We start from the raw sequence: 18,345 nt of genomic DNA, 5'->3' as shown, positions 1-18,345 counted from the left end.
GGTTGCAAACTAACACAGTGTAGGTTTAGACAGGTATCAATGGGCTTTTGGCGAGGCGCGATTGATAGTTGTATTGGCGGCGTTTATTGTGATGGTTTTTTTGTTGTGCGATTTGATAAGGGAGGTATTGCCTGAATGTTTGGAAAAATAGGGAAATACAAAAAGTGGTATAGCTTGACGATGGCGCTCGTGATGTTGATTACGATGATTTTGCCTAGTGGACTCGTTCAGAAGGCATATGCTGCTTCAGCTGTGGCTGGGTGGACATTTTCGTCGGCGAATATAGATACTGCAACTGCTGGCGATCCTATTACTAATAAAGGCATCGCAAAGCTGACATTAAGCAATGGTAGAACACCTACTTACTCAGCCACTGGCAACACAATATATAAGGATGGTTGGGCTTCCCCAGTAGAAGGATATTGGCAGGCGCAATTCAGCACAACAGGATACTCTGGCTTAACACTTTCCTCAAAGCAATATGGTACAGGTGGCGGTCCGAGGGATTTTCAACTTCAATACAGTCTAGATGGTACTAATTTCACTCCATTTTCGGATGTATATGCACTCTCGACAACGATTGCGACAAAAGATATCAATTTGCCTAGTGAAGTGGATAATCAAGCAAATGTTTATATTAGATGGGTTAATACGTCCAATGCATCGATTACCGCAACGAATAGCGGTACTAATGGGGTGGGGACGATATCTCAAACTAATGGGAACAGCAGAATCTCTGATATCCTTATCATGGGTACTCCGGTTGATACAGGTCCTAAAGTACCGGCTCCTACGTTAACAGGTCTTAATTGGACACAAGGAAGCGCAACCGGCACGACAACTGCTACGACTGTCCCAAGTGGAACGCTGAAATATACAGTAGGTGCGGCGGGATCTCAAACGCAGCCTAATGTTGGTGATACTGTAACAGCTAGCACGTATGGCCCCGCAGTAAATGTTGATATTCCGGTAACATCCGGTCAACACATCTTCATCACTAGAATTGACGCACAGAACAAAGTTACGGATTGGGTAGATGTACCGGTGCTTGGTGCTAATATCAAACCAGCAACGGCACCGCCAGCAGCTGCATTAACAGGCATTACATGGGCGAAAGGAACTGCGAACGGAACAACGCAAGCAACAGTTGTGCCGAGTGGAACCTTGAAATATGTCGTAGGTGCTGCAGGGGCGCAAACACGTCCTTATGTAGGTGATCCGGCAACAGCCTATACGCTTGGTTTAGTTGAAGCTACGGATATCTCGGTAACAAGCGGCCAGCATATCTTCATTGTGAAGCTGGATGCTCAAAGCAAAATTACCGATTGGGTTGACGTAGCAGTACTTGATGCTGATATTAAACCAATTCCGGCGAAAACGGCGAATCCGGTTATCAATAATATTACATTTAGTACATTAACAACAATTACAGGTTCTGCTGGTGCAGTAGTAGCGAACTCGACCGTTTCTCTTTACCTGGATGCCACTTCGCCAACTCCGGTAACGACTGCAACGGCTGCTGCAAATGGTTCATTCAGCATGACATTTACAAACACAGATTCAGTCAAAAAGGTTTATGTCACTGCTAAAGATGGCAGTAATAGCGAGAGTGGCAAAGTAGCTATCGATTTATTTACAATTACCAAAATCAAAGACCTTAGAGTGAATGATGCTGCTGGGGTGAATACATTAGCAAGTCCGGTCAATCAAAACATGCTTTATACGATTGAAGGCGTTGCTACAATTAAAAACAATGTCATCGGATCAACAAACAATAATTATTACATTCAAGATGATACAAGCGGTGTAAACATTTACTCTGGTACCGCATCAGGTTTCCAAATTGATCCAGGTGTAAATGTTCGTGTTACCGGTTATTTGCAATTTTATCAAGGTTTACTCGAATTCACGCCTACTGCAGCTGTTAATTTAGGTACTGCTCCTGTACCTGCTCCGCTGTTAACTGATATTGCAGATTTAACCAGCTATGCAACAGGAGAGCCATTAGAAGGAAAGTTGGTTACAGTTACAGGAAAAGTAGCAAGTTCTGTCGCATCTGGAGCAAACTTTAACGTGACTCTCGTAGATGCCAATAACAAATCAGTCATTGTGCGTGTTATTACCGCTGCAGCTCCAACGCTTGGCGCAGGAATCAATGTTGCTACAGATTTAGTTGTAGGCAGCACGTACACCGTTACGGGCGTTGTAGGACAAAACAAATCAGCAACTCCTTTTACTTCTGGGTATCAAATCTTTCCGAGAAGTAAATCCGACGTTGTTGGTGTGTTGAGCTTCGCTCACGAACCAATCACTCAAGTGTACAAAGATGTAGATCTCGCCTTTACTGCAACAGCGCAAAACGCTCAGTCAGTGGACTTCTATTATAGAGCGAAGGGAGATACAAACTATACGAAAGTACCAATGATTTCAACGGACAATGCAAACTTTACAGCTAATATAGTGAAAGAATCCGTTCCGGTAGTTGGCTTAGAATATTACATTGAAGCTAAAGCGGGAACACAGGTTCAATCGTCCGGAGATTTAGGGAACCCAAACAAAGTGACTGTCATCGTGGATACGGATGGTCCGGCATATTCCAAAATGATTCCAACTCAAGGGCAAAAAACGGAAAGCAAGCTGCCGGATATTTCCTTAACCTTGACTGATCCGAGCGGCGTTGATAAAAATTCGATTGTAGTAAAAGTCGATGGAACGACGATTTCTTCTCAGTATGTCACCGCTGTTGGCAATGATGTGTCGGTAGCACTTCAGACAGATCTGTCCGTTGGCATTCACGCAGTAGAAGTGAGCTCGAAAGACTTGAGAGGCAATCCGAGTTCTGTCTCATGGAGTTTTGAAGTCATTCTGCCATTCACGGGCGGCAATCATTATCGCGGAACCACGCACAATCACACGAATATTTCCCATGACGCTGCTGGCGATCCGGAAAAAGCGCTGCTAGAAGCTGAAAAGTATCACTATGATTGGTTTGCATTCTCCGACCACTCTCATGATATCGATTCAAGCCTTGCTTCTTCGGATAATGTAATCAACAAAGGCGGCATGACGGAAAGAACTGGCGGCAGCGATTGGCAGCTGACTCAAAAGCTAGCTAAGGATTATACGAAAAATGACAAGTTCGTCGTATTCCCGGCTTTTGAAATGACTTCCACAACATGGGGTCACTCCAACGTATTTGGAACGACTAATTTTATCGACCGCGTCGTTAATGGCGGAGCTTATCAAAACCTGAACAATTACTATGCATGGGTCATGACATACGACGATATCGTCGCACAGTTCAACCACCCGGCTATGTCTGCGAATGCGTTTGATAACTTTATCCCTTACGATAAAAATGTCGATAAACTTTTCACAATGCTTGAAGTAGGAAATGGCTCAGGCCATTACGGATATGCGAATGCACAGGATAAGTTCTTTAATGCCTTAGATCTTGGCTGGCATGTTGCTCCAACGTATGGTGAGGATAACCATGACGCTACATGGGGTCAAACAATGAAGCGTACCGTTATCGTAGCTAAAGATCTTTCTCAAGATTCATTACTAAGCTCGATGAAAAACATGCATGTTTATTTCACGGAAGATCCAAACATGACGTTAGATTTCTCGGCAAACGGCTATTATATGGGTTCGATTCTAGACAGACAATCTCTTGATTTCCATATTACTGGAAGCGATAATGTCGCTGAGTCGCCGACAAGTCCAGACTATAAGTTTTTACCGAAAGACTACAAGTCGAACGACAATATTGCAAAAGTAGAGCTTATCACGAACGGTGGCAGGGTAATAGATTCATTCGTACCTACCACAGATTCAACTTCCTTTACATGGGATCCTAAGGTCAATGTTATTGGAGCACAGCAATGGTTCGTCGTGAAAGTGACTCAAAAAGACGGCGAGCAAGCCTACTCCGCACCGATCTGGACCAAAGAAGTAAATCCAGACGTTCGTTTGAGCGGCATTGAAGTTGTTGGCGATGCGATCACAGGCGGAAGTCCTGCAACGATTAAAGCTCTTGTAAGTAATCTGGGTAAAACAGTTGCAAGCAATTTGAATGTTCACTTGTATTACAACCAAGCTGATGCTGCTCATAAAATTGGTGATTATACAATTGCTGATTTAGCGGCTAAAACGATGGGATATGCAACCTTTAACTGGGATAATCCAATTAGTGGGGATATTACCTTTATCGCAGCCGTGGATCCTCCTGCCGGAGATGATGCGAAAGATAATACGCTTGAGAAACCGTTTAAAATTAAGCCGCCGTTAGGCATTACCGTTATGCTGGATGGCGCGCACGGCAACGAGAATTCATCTGGAGACTCGGGAACCTATAAAGACAATTTCAAGACGATGATTAAAATTTTGCAAACAGAAGGTTACACTTTTGTGGAAAATAAAGTTCCGATTACGCCAGCGGTACTAGCTGGTGTGAAAGTACTCATGATTTCGCATCCGAAAACGGCTCTGACGGCAGCTGAACAAACGGCTGTTGCAGACTTTGTAAAAGCTGGTGGTTCATTGTTGTTAACAGAGAAGAGCAACAACAGTGCGGATCCTACAATCAATAACCCAATTCTTCAAGCGATTGGATCGGATATTCGAGTCAATAACGACGGCGTATTCGATGACAGTAAAGATGGTAACTTCTGGGGTGACCCTAAAGTTAGCCCGTTTGCTGTAAAGGCTTATCCTGAACCAGTTGCAAACTATATGACAGATATTGTGAGAACAATAGAATATTATAGTGGTTCAAGCCTATATAAAGCTGACGGAACCAAGCTGACGGACAGCAGCAAGGTTACACTCTTAGTTAAAGGGAATAAGACCACTTATCAAGTTAACCTTAAGGGTGGAGCTGTAACTTATAATACAGACACCAATAGTAATAACGGGGCACAAATACCTTTGATTGCATCTGAGCAAATAGGGCAAGGTCGCATTGTTGTTTCGGGGATGAATATCTTCAACGACAAGCAGCAAGATACGACCTTTAACTACAAAGGCAATCCAAGATTCACATTGAACGTTTATAATTGGTTGGCTGGCCGGGATACCGTCGTGTCCAAAATTGCAGATGTTCGTAATTTACCGGATGAGAAAGATGCTGTGATTGAAGGTACAGTTACATCAGCGGCGGGTGTATTCTATGACGCTGTGTACGTTCAAGATGATACAGGCGGAATTATGGCATTTAATCAGATTCCGGAAGGATCGCTTAAATTAGGTGACAAGGTCCGTGTTTACGGTCATAGCAAAACATTCGAGAACAATAAAGAATTAGAGTTTGGTGAATTCTTGGATAGCTTTATTAAGTTGAATAAAATGCCAGGAACACCAATTCCTCCGAAATTAGCGAGTACGAAAGATTCTACAAGTGAAACGAATCAAGGACTTTTGGTGAAAGTAGAAGGTAAAGTTCAATCCATCGAGGATGGCGGCCTATCCTTCATCATTGACGACGGCAGCGGACCGGTACTTGTCTTTACAGACGGTTATATTGCTACCCAGTCAGGTCCGGCTCCAAAAGTTAAAGTTGGTGATACGCTCCAGGCTTTGGGTCTTGCAGGTAAATACTCAGCTGGAACTCGGATTCGTGTTCGTGACACCAAAGAGTTGATTGTGACTGCAACAGACGACACCGTTACTTCGACGTTGAAAGGTACGGATAAGGTGGCTGTTGGCGGTTCGTTCGATACGACATTTGGATTAATGAATGTTACAAGCGATTTGTATGCGCAGGATATTACATTTACTTATGATCCTGACAAAGTCGAATTTGTCTCAGCAAATTCGGTTAGAAGTGGGTTCGAGCTTGTTGACAAGACGGAAAAATTGGGTGAAGTCCGATTCATTGCTGCAAGTTTAGGTGAGAGCAATGCGGTTAACTCAAGTGGCGATTTACTAGTGCTTCATTGGAAAGCCAAAAATATCGTCACACCACAGACGTCGATTGGCATCTCAAATATAGTTATCTCTAATGAAGCTGGCGTGGAATTGCACATCATTGGCACTTCCTATAATGTTCAGATCGAAGCTGCAGTAGATAAGTCGGCATTGAACGCTTTGATTACTGATGCTCAAAATCTGCATAATGCAGCAGTTGAAGGTACCCAAGTCGGCAAATACCCTGTTGGAACAAAAGCGGTCCTGCTCGCTGCCATAACAAGTGCTCAATCCGTTTCTGGCAATGGATCTGCTAAGCAAGAGGATGTCGATCTGGCTTTAGCTGCACTGAATACGGCTCTGCAAACATTTAAGGATTCTGTTATTAAGGGGATTCTTGGAGATTTGAATGGAGACGGAAAAATTTCAATTGCAGATTTGGGGATTGTGGCCAGGTATTATGGGAAAACATCCGCAGATTTGAACTGGAATAGTTACAAAATGGCAGACATCAACAATGATGGTAAAGTTGACATTCAAGATATTGCGATTGTATCCAGAAAAATTCTTGATTCTAATTAATAACGTATCTTTTTAACGAATAGGAGGAAGGCAGCAATGCCCTCCTCTTATTGTTTTGAAAGAGAGGGGAAATCATACAATGATACGAATCCATAAATTAATCTCATTCCTCCTCGTAGCTGCTATGCTTATTTTTTCGCTACTTCCTCAGTTTGCTTCAGCAGCAAGTCCAGTCTCTTTCTCGCTTACGATCTTAAACGACAAACCAATATCCGTTGGTGATGAGATTCAAGTCGCCGTGATGGGGATTAACCTTGTCGATACTTATGCCTATGAAGTCAATCTTGATTTCGACCCCAGTCGGTTGGAGTTTAAACCTAAGAGCGATAACACCAAAATTCCAGGATTTCGAGTTCCTGCAATCGTTGATACAACAGAAGGTCATCTTCAATTTGCCCATTCCAGAATTGGGGCAGTGCCAGGGGACAATGGGGATATAGGTTTGCTCAATTTAACGTTTATAGCGAAAGAGTCAGGGACGGCTTCAATTGAAATTAAAAGTGTAAAACTCGTGGATAGCCAAACGGACGCTATTGAACCACTAGTGGCAGGAGTAAAGAAATCTCTTGATATCTACTTGTCGGCTGCAACTGTTGCATCTTCACTAACGTCAATCGCCGTACCTGCGAAAGACGGTACAGAAGTAGCGCTGCCAAGTGTACCGGAAGGATTTACCTTAGCGATCAAGAGTTCCAGTAACACAGATGTTATTGTAACAAACGGAACCATTGTTCCACCGGTTGTAGAAACAACGGTGAATCTCGTGTTGGAAGTAACGAGAATATCGGATGGTACGAAAGCGAGTACAGTGAGCATTCCGGTGAAAGTACCAGCGAAAAGTACGCAAGTCAGTCCTGGTGGGGGCGGAGGAGGCGGAGGTGGAGCACCTATAAGCACCCCAGATCCAAAGACTGAACAGGATGGCATACATGTGGTAACACTCGGAGAAATAAGCAAGCCGGCGGAAAATGGGAAGGTAGTCATCCGGCTGTCGGGAGACGTGAAGCAAATTACGCTTCCTTCTAATTCGGCCCAACTGCTCGGTCAAAATCAGCTTGAAATTAAAACGGATAAATTAACTTTAGACGTCCCGGCTGATTTGATTAGACAACTAACGAGTGGGTTATCCACAGAAACATTGAAAGATAGTACGATTTCGTTACTATTTGAGCCGCTCTCAGTGTCTACGGCGAAGGATGTAATAGCCAAAGGGCAAACTGAATCTCAAGCAGCTATTAAGCTTATAGGTGATGTTTACGAATTCAAGCTGTCCGTCACTAAAGCGGATGGTTCAACAGCCGCGGTTCTGTCAAAATTTGACCAATCGATTACGATTCGCATAAAAGTGGACGCATCGGTGAATCCGAAATTAGCTGGAATCTACTATATTGCTGACGACGGTAAGCTTGAATACATTGGCGGACAATACAGCAACGGTGAAATGGTTGCACAAATCAGCCACTTTAGTAAGTATGCCGTACTGGAAGTCACGAAGACCTTCAGCGATGTGTCTAAGGATCATTGGGCTGGGGATGTCATCAAAGAATTGGCGGCCAAACAACTTGTGAACGGAACGAGCGCAACAACGTTTGAGCCGGAGCGTAGTGTAACTCGCGCAGAATTTACTACGCTGCTAGTTAGAGCGTTGAAGCTTACCGGAACTGGACAGCCTTCATTTGCGGATGTTAAATCAAGTGATTGGTATGCAGAAGCGATTGCCATTGCCGTAAAAGCGGGAGTTGTAAACGGGGAAAGCGAAGCTGTTTTCGATCCGAATGCGCAAATTACTCGTGAGGAAATGGTTACAATGATGATGCGGGCCTATGCGGTGACTCATGGTAGCCAACCAACGGGTCATGCAAACACGGTATTTACAGACGAATCTCAGTTTTCTTCATGGGCTGCGGCATTTGTGAATCAGGCAGCGGAACTTCATCTGGTGCAAGGGCGTCAGGATGGTATATTCGAACCGCAAGGCATTACTTCACGTGCAGAAGCAGCTCAAGTTATATACAATTTATTGAATAAATAACAAAATTTTATTACAAAATTCATGGTCAAAGTTAAGGTGTCAATCGTAAGATTGACACCTTGGCTGTTGTGTGTTCTGCATAAAAAAAGGATGAACATATGCGAATTTGTAATCATTCAAATTTTCAAAATATTAATGAATTGTAAAGGAAATAGCGGGAAAAATCGATTTACATTCAAACAAATATGTCATATAGTTTAAATATAATCAAATGTAAAATTGATAATTATCAAAAGTTTGAAATTTTTCCAATCATGAGATTTTTTAACAAGTAAACGTTCTCGAAAAGGAGGGGTGATTCCAAAAAAAAAAGCCGCTATCAATAGGCTTTTGGCGAGGCGCTTTGATAGACGGCTATGGCGGCATCTTTTGTCAGGGCTTTTTTGCCATGCCAAAGAGGGCCTTCCTTAACTTACCAAATTTCGGTCAGTATTGCAATTGTTTGAATTTTATAAAGGGAATTTGTGAGGGGGAAAATCGGTGTTACATATAATAGGAAAGAATAAGAAGTGGTTTAGCCTTGCGCTAACGATACTTTTGTTAGTTACGATGATTCTGCCGACGAGTTTCATTGTGAATGTACCGCAAGCGCAAGCGGCTGCGCCAAGTAAGGCAAACCATGTCGTGATAAGTCAAATATTCGGTGGATCCTCGACTGCACCAGGTGCAAGTGCACCTTATTTCTACAAGTTCGTTGAGCTTTACAATCCAACAGACGCTCCTGTTAATTTAAGCGGATGGTCGCTTCAATATGCATCTGCGACCGGGAAATTCACTGCGGCACAAACCGTTAATTTGGTGAATGCCATTCCTGCGCACGGATATTATTTGATTCGTGCGAATCCAGCAGCGGCTACTCCGCTACCAGATAATTTTCCAGCTTACGATGTTGACGGCGGCTCGAGAATAAATTTCTCGGGATCGGCTGGGAACGGTGGGAAAGTTGCATTAGTATCGAGCACCGCTTTTATTGATGACGGCACAGGCGCCACGATTAAAGCGCCAGGTCAAATTCCGAATGTCGTTGATTTTATTGGTTTCGGTACGGCAAATAACTCATTTGGCACGAAAGCTGCAGATCTTGGCGGCAGCAAAACAAATGCTTTAATCCGTAAAACCAATTCGGGATATCTTCCAGATGTATCTGGCGACGGTAACGGTTTGGATTCTCAAAACAATGTGAATGACTTTATTTCTGCAACAGCGAATCCTAGGGGTTCAACATATCCCACTGGCTTCTCAGGAACCACAGATTTGGGCGATACGACAATTAGTGCCCTTCATGTAAATGATACGAATGGGATTCCTACCAACTTAGGAAAAGCGGCTACCATTACTGGCGTAGTGACGAGTGCTAATAAAGTTTTAGGCTCGGAAAACACGAATTTTTACATTCAAGATGCGACAAGCGGGATTAATGTGATCGCTCTTACTGCGCCGAATCCTTCTATCGTGCCTGGACATAATGTGAAAATTTCCGGACATGTGGCATTCACGAAGGGGTTACTCCGATTTTTAGCTGATAGTATAACAGATTTGGGAGCAGCAACCTCTCCGGCTCCTCAAGTGATTAATATTACGGATTTATCGAAGGCTTCTTCCGCAGAGGTGCTGGAAGGCAAAGTTGTTAAGTTTTATGGGAAAGTCACGAATATCAATACTTCGGGTGCTGATTACAATGTAACGGTTATTGACGAATCGTCTAATCCGTCTATTGTCAAGGTTCTAGGAAGTACTGGAATTGATGTTAGTAAAGAGTTACTTGCAAACGAATCGTATACATTTACAGGGGTTGTCGGACAATCCCAAGACTATGCGCCATATACGAGCGGTTACTACTTACAGGTAAGAAGCCTTCTTGATATTAGAGGAGAACTCACTGTAACGCATACTCCTTTGACCAAAGGAATTCCGGATGTCGATCTTCCTTTTTCGGCGATTGTCAAAAATGCGGATACCGTTACCTTGTATTACCAAGCTGTTGGGGATACGACATTTAAATCGATTGCTATGAATTCAGCAGACGCTTTGAATTACAATGGATCGATTCCGGCAGCCAATGTTCCTATGCCAACATTCGTTTATTATATTGAGGCAAAAGGGGACAAAACCGTATCTGTCGGTCCCTACACAGTCGATGTAGGCGCAGATACGGAAGGACCGACATTCTCCAATGCACTTCCAGCTATGGGAGATACAATAGAAACCAAACATCCTGAAATCTCTGTTTCTATGTTTGATTTGAGCGGTGTAAATGCAGCAACGGCCAAAATTACAATTGGCAATAAAGATTTCACAAACCAAGCTATTATCAAAGAAGATCAAATCAGGCTTAATTTGACGACAGCGGATGATTTGCCTGAAGGTCCGAATACAATTACAGTTGAAGCTAAAGATAAGGTTGGCAATAGATCAACCTATTCTTGGACATTCTCGATTGCCCAAAGATTTACAGGCGGGAATCATTATCGCGGGACAACTCACAATCATACTAATATTTCACATGATGCTTCCGGTAGTCCGGAAGATGCGTTGAAAGCTTCGCAAAATTATAACTATGACTTTTTTGCTTTCTCTGACCATTCTCATGATATCGATTCTTCTTTAGTCAATAAAGATACTGTTGATCACAAAGGTATGCCAGAACGTTCAGGTGGATCGGATTGGCAATTAACCAAAGATTTGGCGAAGCAATATACGAAAGACGGAAGTTTTGTCGTGTTTCCTGCTTTTGAAATGACTTCAACAACTTGGGGACATTCCAACGTTTTCGGTACAACTGACTTTATCGATCGGATGCAAGACGGGGGCAAGTATCAGAATCTGCAAAATTACTATGCATGGGTTCTGACTTACGATAATATCGTTGCCCAGTTTAACCATCCGGCGATGTCAGCCAATGCTTTCGATAATTTTATTCCTTACGATAAAAAAGTCGATAAACTCTTTACCATGCTTGAAGTAGGAAATGGCTCGGGTCACTACGGATATGCCAACGCGGAAGATAAGCTTTTCAACGCGCTTGACTTGGGATGGCATGTGGCGCCGACTTATGGCGAAGACAATCATGACGCCACTTGGGGACAGACGAAAAAACGTACAGTGATCGTGTCCAAAGATCTAACACAAGAGTCTCTACTTGACTCTATGCGTAAAATGCGTGTTTATTTCAGTGAAGACCCAAATGCTCAATTGGATGTTTCGGCAAGCGGTTGGTATATGGGTTCGACAACCGACACGAAGACACTTCAATTTGATATCAATGTTAGTGATTCTGTCTTGGAAAACAGCAGTGATCCTAAGTATAGTTACTTGAAGACACCATCTAACGATAACATTGACAAAATTGAAATTGTTAGTAATGGCGGAAGAGTGATCGATACTATTACACCTTCTGGTTCTAAAACGGCTTATAATTGGAAACCAACGGTTAACGTCGTTGGCGGCCAACAATGGTTTGTTGTGCGTATTACGCAAAAAGACGGAGATCGCATTTATTCTGCTCCAATTTGGTCTCCAACGGATGATTTGTACGTTAAGGTTAGCAGCGTGACTGCGTCCGAAGGATCGATTACCGGAGCGGTTCCGACTACTTTAACGGCCAGCATCAGCAATCTTGGTGTTATCAATGTCAGCAATCTAAACGCAAGTTTTTACTATGATGCTGTAGATATGGGAAATAAAATCGGTGAAGCCGTTATTAGTGAACTTCAGACGAATAAGTCCGCTACGGCACGAGTGACTTGGGACAACCCGATTGCAGGGAATCACAAGATCATTGTGGTGCTTACAGCAGGGGACGGAAATAATATTGGAGAAAATAAATTTGAACAAGCCTTTACGATCAAGCCTTCTCTGGGAATCAAGGTATTGATTGATTCCACGCATCAAAACGAAAATACAACGACGGATACGGGGAAATATGCGAATAATTTGACGACATTTACCTCGATGATGCGCAAAGAAGGTTATACAATAGCTGAAAATACGGGAGCAGCCATTACTCCGGCAGCATTAGCAGGTACTAAGATTCTTATGCTAACCCATCCAGCTACTACCTATTCAACTGCGGAGATTAACGCTGTCAAAGACTTTATAACTGGCGGCGGATCGGTTTTTGTAGCAGAAAGAAGCAATGGTACGGCACTCAATAATTTATTGTCAGGTGTAGGATCTACCGTATTATTCAATGGGGATACGATTTATGATGACTCCAAAGCAGGGAACTTCTGGAGTACAATTACCGGAAATGAGTTTGCCGTAAGAACACATCCGGTTCCGTTAACCAATTACTTAACTGACTTTGTTTCTATCATGGACTTTTACAGCGGTACGAGTCTTGCTCGTAATAACGCTGGAGCAAAAGCTGCACTTGTGGATAACAGCAATGTTTCCATCCTGGTTCGTGGGAATGAAACTACGTTCCAGCAGAGTGCGCCATCTGGAGGCTTTTCCTATAAGGTGGGGTCAGGAAGCGCTGGAGGCTCGCAAATTCCTCTAGTTGCGACTGAACAGATCGGCAGCGGCAGACTTTTCATTGCGGGGATGAATATCTTTAATGATAATCAGTTGAAGGTAAGTACGGACCCTAATGATAACGGAGATTTTGCCCTTAACGCGATGAAATGGCTGGGTCATTTTGATACTAAAGTCACTGCGATCGGCGAAGCGCGCAAACTTGCTCCCGACACAGAAGTCGTTGTTCAAGGTAAAGTAACTTCTGGGGCTGGGGTATTCTACGATGCCGTTTATGTACAGGATGATACTGGTGGAATCATGGCTTTCAGTGAAATTCCGGAAGGATCTCTGAAAGTTGGGGATACGATAAGGGCTTATGGTCATATCAAAATTTTTGAGAACAATTTTGAGCTTGAGTTTGACAAATTTGCTAACAGTATCGTCAAAGTGAGCTCGGGCTCGCCGATTCAACCCAAATCTTTATCTACGAAAAATGCGACTTTAGATGAAAATATGGGACAATTGGTCAAAGTATTTGGGGAAGTTACAGCGATCCCAGATGATAGCTCCTACGTCTTAAATGATGGTTCAGGCGATGTACTCGTTTTCGTTGACGGTTATATTTCAAGTCAAAGCGGGGTTCCAATACCGAAACTTAAGATTGGTGACAAGCTTTCAGCAATTGGTCTATCCGGAGCATTTTCCGAAGGCAGTCGGATTCGGGTTCGCGATACCAGAGAATTAATAAAAACGGATGCTTTAGTGCCTGTAACCGGCGTACAGCTGGATAAAAATTCAGTTATAGTATCGCCAGGTGATCCGGATATTACTCTTACAGCTAGTGTATTGCCGGCAAATGCTACAATTACAGCGGTTATTTGGAGTTCGAGCAATGAGGCCGTTGCAAAGGTAAATAACGGCGTCGTATCTATTGTGGGTCTCGGAACTGCAATGATTAATGCGGAGTCGCTTGATGGAGGCTTCAAGGCATCTGCTTTTATCAATGTTATACCATTGAAACCGAACGTAAGAGCCGATATTGGCGCTAAAGTTATTGTTGGTATCGATTCGACTATGGAATACAACATAGATGGAGCAGGATGGAATCCTTATGTTGCAGCCACACCTCCTAATCTGAGCGGTGAGCATAATGTTCAAGTTCGTGTTAAGGCGACTGGAAGTGTGCTTGCAGGTCAAATCAAGGACTTGTATTTCAGTACAGCTGCGCCTGCATTAACTGGCTTCACTTGGGCAGTAGGAAGTGTACTGGGAACTAAGGCTACAACAATTCCAGCGGGTACGTTGAAATATGCGGTGGGTGCAGCTAGTACATTGTACCAACCTGCATTAGGGGAACTGGCTTCTGACTATACGAAACTGTTAGTCGCTAATGTGGATATTTTCGCTAGTCCGAATCAACATATCTACATTGTATCTGTCGACGGAACAAATAAAATTACTGGATGGGCCGATATTACAGTAGCGAATAGTAGCCTAATAACTCCACCGACCTTGGTGAAATGGGATTTTGAGGACAGTACCACTAATGCATCAAGTGGTCTGAAAAAAGCTACGGCTAAGCCTATATCTGTTGTAGGGCCAACAGGAGCGTTTAGTTATCCGACTACTAGTGGAAGTAAAGCAGTAAGTACTTCTGGATGGGATGCTTCTGGAGATAAGTACTGGTTGGCATCATTCGACGCTTCGGGATATTCCTATCTCCAAGTGACTTCGAAGCAAACCAGTTCAGGAACAGGACCTAAAGAATTTAAGCTACAATATAGTTTGGATGGTACGACATGGTCCAATGTTCCCAATGCTGCGATTACAATAACAACAGCGAGCACTTTTGTCAGCTTGGATAACGCGACGCTACCAGCCGCAGCTAATAACCAATCTACTGTGTATATAAGGTGGCTTCTAGCTTCGAGTAATGCGATTAACGCCGGTGCGACTATTGCAACTGGCGGAACAAGCAGACTAGATGACGTTGTCGTTACTGGTATTCTGCTGCGGCCAGCGCCTAATGTGAACGCAGATGATACGAATAAGGCCATAACTGGTATTGATTCAACCATGGAGTACAATATCAACAACGCAGGCTGGGTTGTTTATAACTCGGCAACACCACCGGTGCTAGATGGTAATTTCACTGTTCAGGTTCGTGTGAGTGCAGTCGGAGATGTCATGCCAGGTCTTAGCAAAACGTTGACCTTTACAGGGAATGCGCAATCACCAGGAGCTCCAAACGTAACGGCTGACGATGTAAACAATATTATCTTAGGCATTGATACGACAATGGAGTACAGCATTGATGGTGGAGCGTGGACAACGTATAACCCAGCAGCGGCTCCAAACTTAAGCGGCAATCACAGCGTGCAAGTACGTGTGAAAGCCAACGGAGCAGTACCTGCGGGTCAATCTACAATTCTTACGTTTACGGAGAATACGATTGCTGTAACAGGAGTAACCCTCACACCAAGTGCAATTGCTCTTATTGTTGGAGGTACTCAAACAATAACTGCAACAGTTGCTCCAGGGAATGCAACGAATCAAGCCGTAACATGGAAGTCAAATAACACGAACGTAGTACAAGTAGATGGCAATGGTAAAGTAACAGCAGTCGGCGCTGGAACAGCAACCATTACGGTGACGACAGTAGACGGCGGCAAAACAGCAACATGTGATGTAACGGTGTCCGGTGCTTTGGATGCCATCAATCCGACATTAACCGGATCTAACCATGTTCTAGTTGGCGGTACATTCGATCTCGCTTATGGCTTATCGAATGTAACAAGCAATGTTTATGCCCAGGATATAACATTCACTTTTGATCCGAACCAAGTTGAATTTGTATCTGCCGAGGCCATAAACAGTGAATTCCAGATTGTAGATCAACAAGAGAAGCCGGGGCAAATTCGTTTCATTGCTGCCATACAAGGAGCGGCCAATGTAAGAAGTGGTGATTTGATGATGCTGCACTGGAAAGTGAATTCGTCAATCACGCAAGAGACGACGGCAATCATAACCCTCTCTAATTTGCTGCTTACTGAAGGGGATGGCGGAGAAACAAAGGTAGCGGGAACTTCCCACAGCGTACAAATAACTGCCCTTGTTGATAAGGCTGCATTAAATGCATTAATCGCAGATGCTCAGGCAAAGCTTGCTGCTGCAGAGGAAGGAACCAGGGCCGGTCAATACCCGGTAGGTACGAAGGCAATCCTGCTGGCAGCTATTAACAGCGCTCAAGACGTTTCGGGCAATCAATCCTCTGTGCAATCAGAGGTAGATCAGGCTGTTACTGCACTGAATACGGCGCTGCTCACATTTACGGCTTCTGTTATTATCGTTCTACCAGGAGATTTGAACGGAGACGGTAAAATTAGCATAGGAGACTTGTCGATCGCGTCGAGGTACTATGGTAAAACTTCTGCCGATCCAAACTGGAATACTTACAAAAAAGCAGATATTAACAATGACGGAAAAGTAGATATTCAGGATCTCGCGATAATTTCCAGGAAAATCATTTCTTCTAACTAATCATTCTAAGTTTAATTCTAGACTTTGGGGGATGGCGGATAGGCCTTCCCCCAGAGCCTCAAAAGAAAGGACCGGCCTTCTATGATGTATATACGTAAACTGCTTTCATGCAGTACAGTACTATCGCTTCTAGTATTTTTACTGCTTCCGCAATTCACTTTCGCAACAAATAATTTCTCGTATAACCTTGAAGTCTCAAAAGTCAACCCTACTGTAGGGGATCAAATAACTGTTGTCGTTAATGGAAATAACCTTACTGATGTGCATGCTTATGAATTGGACCTTGCTTATGATCCCAGCCTTTTGCAATATGTTAGTGGCTCGAAAGTGAATGATTCAGGTTTCACGAATTCTGAAGCTAAAGCAAATGGTCATATTAAATTTTTGCATACCGAATTAGGGGACACTAACATCGAAGATGGAACTGTTTCTTTGGCTACTTTAACCTTTGATGTTATCAAAAAAGGTTCGGCATCGATTCAACTTATAAGTGTAGAGCCGACAAATAGTCAAGATGAGGCGACTTTACAAACGGTAAATGTTAATAAATCTATTGAGATCGCGGATAAATCAAATCCTGGTACTGGTAGTGGCGGAGGAGGTGGCGGTGGCGGTATCATAAGCCCCTCAAATCCAAACACGGATAAAGAAGGCAAACATGTCGTAACGCTTGAGGAATTGAGCAAACCAGCAGAGAACGGCAAAGTGATCGTTCCCGTATCGGCAGACATGAAGCAAGTTGCGCTGCCTTCCAATACGGCCGAATTGCTTGGTCTAAATCAGCTTGAGATTAAAATGGATCAATTAACTTTAGATGTACCTGTTGCTTTAATCAAGCAGTTAACGAGTGGAGTATCCGCGGATACCTTAAAAGACAGCATGATTTCCTTGAAATTCGAGCCGCTTTCAGCTTCTGCTGCAACGGATGCTCTCGCCAAAGGACAAGCGGAATCCCAAGCAGCTATTAAGCTTGGCAGTGATGTTTACGAATTCGAGCTATCTCTCATTAAGTCAGATGGATCAACAATCGCGGTTTTGTCGAAATTCGACCAACCCATTACTATCCGTTTGAAAGTGGACGCTTCAATTAATCCCAAATTAGCAGGAATTTACTATATTGCTGATGATGGCAAGCTTGAATTCATTGGCGGACAATACAGCAACGGAGAAATGACGGCGCAGATCAGTCACTTCAGTAAGTACGCCGTACTGGAAGTGACGAAAGCATTCGCGGATGTTCCGAACGGACATTGGGCTGCTGACGTCATCAAGGAACTCGTGGCTAAACAAATTGTGAACGGAACAAGCGCGACGACGTTTGAACCTGGACGCAGCGTAACGCGTGCAGAGTTTACTTCGCTGCTAGTCAGAGCATTAAAGCTTACCGGAACTGGGCAGCTTTCATTTACGGATGTGCACGCAACTGATTGGTATGAGGAAACAATTGCTATCGCGGTAAAGGCAGGTGTAGTGAATGGCAAGAGCGAAACTATCTTTGATCCAAACGCACAAATTACGCGTGAGGAAATGGTTACGATGATGATGCGCGCATATGCGATCGTCCATGGCAGCCAATCAACGGGTAATGTGGGTACATCATTTACAGATGAAGCTGAAGTTTCGACTTGGGCAGTACAGTTTGTGAATCAAGCGGCTGAGCTTCATTTGGTTCAAGGGCGTTCCGCGGGTGTATTCGATCCGAAAGGCATTACAACACGTGCCGAAGCAGCACAAGTTATTTACAACGTATTAATGAAATAATAGTTTATTTCAAGAATAAAACTGACAGAATGCCATTCGCAAGAGTGGCATTCTCATTCTTACAA

General features: G+C 43.5%; 4 protein-coding genes. All 4 read left to right on the top strand.

All coding sequences use genetic code 11. The features are described 5' to 3' along the window. The first annotated feature begins 135 nt into the window (after window positions 1-135). The 4 genes from HQN90_RS22955 to HQN90_RS22940 all read left to right on the top strand — a co-directional run bounded on the left by HQN90_RS22955 (window position 136) and on the right by HQN90_RS22940 (window position 18,280). Window positions 136-6,489 (top strand): dockerin type I domain-containing protein, encoded by a 6,354-nt coding sequence (locus tag HQN90_RS22955; RefSeq protein WP_173223007.1) that lies wholly within the window; start codon window positions 136-138, stop codon window positions 6,487-6,489. Between the two features lie 79 nt (window positions 6,490-6,568). Next, a complete protein-coding gene (locus HQN90_RS22950; protein WP_173223005.1) occupies window positions 6,569-8,521 on the top strand; it encodes an S-layer homology domain-containing protein in 1,953 nt (650 codons plus the stop codon). 480 nt (window positions 8,522-9,001) lie between these two features. Then, window positions 9,002-16,519 carry a DUF4073 domain-containing protein gene (locus HQN90_RS22945; protein WP_173223003.1) on the top strand — a complete coding sequence of 2,506 codons (7,518 nt, stop codon included), beginning with the start codon at window positions 9,002-9,004 and terminating at the stop codon, window positions 16,517-16,519. A gap of 81 nt (window positions 16,520-16,600) precedes the next feature. Further along, window positions 16,601-18,280, top strand: coding sequence for an S-layer homology domain-containing protein (locus tag HQN90_RS22940; protein WP_173223001.1), 1,680 nt, complete (start codon window positions 16,601-16,603; stop codon window positions 18,278-18,280). The last annotated feature ends 65 nt before the right edge of the window (window positions 18,281-18,345 follow it).

The sequence above is a fragment of the Paenibacillus alba genome (genome assembly GCF_013204855.1).
GTDB classification, from domain to species: domain Bacteria; phylum Bacillota; class Bacilli; order Paenibacillales; family NBRC-103111; genus Paenibacillus_E; species Paenibacillus_E alba.
This window is presented reverse-complemented; position numbering and strand designations above follow the sequence as displayed.

Coding starts and splice junctions, on each gene's coding strand:
- HQN90_RS22940 (WP_173223001.1), top strand. CDS start 16,601: ATGATGTATATACGTAAACTGCTTTCATGCAGTACAGTACTATCGCTT.
- HQN90_RS22955 (WP_173223007.1), top strand. CDS start 136: ATGTTTGGAAAAATAGGGAAATACAAAAAGTGGTATAGCTTGACGATG.
- HQN90_RS22950 (WP_173223005.1), top strand. CDS start 6,569: ATGATACGAATCCATAAATTAATCTCATTCCTCCTCGTAGCTGCTATG.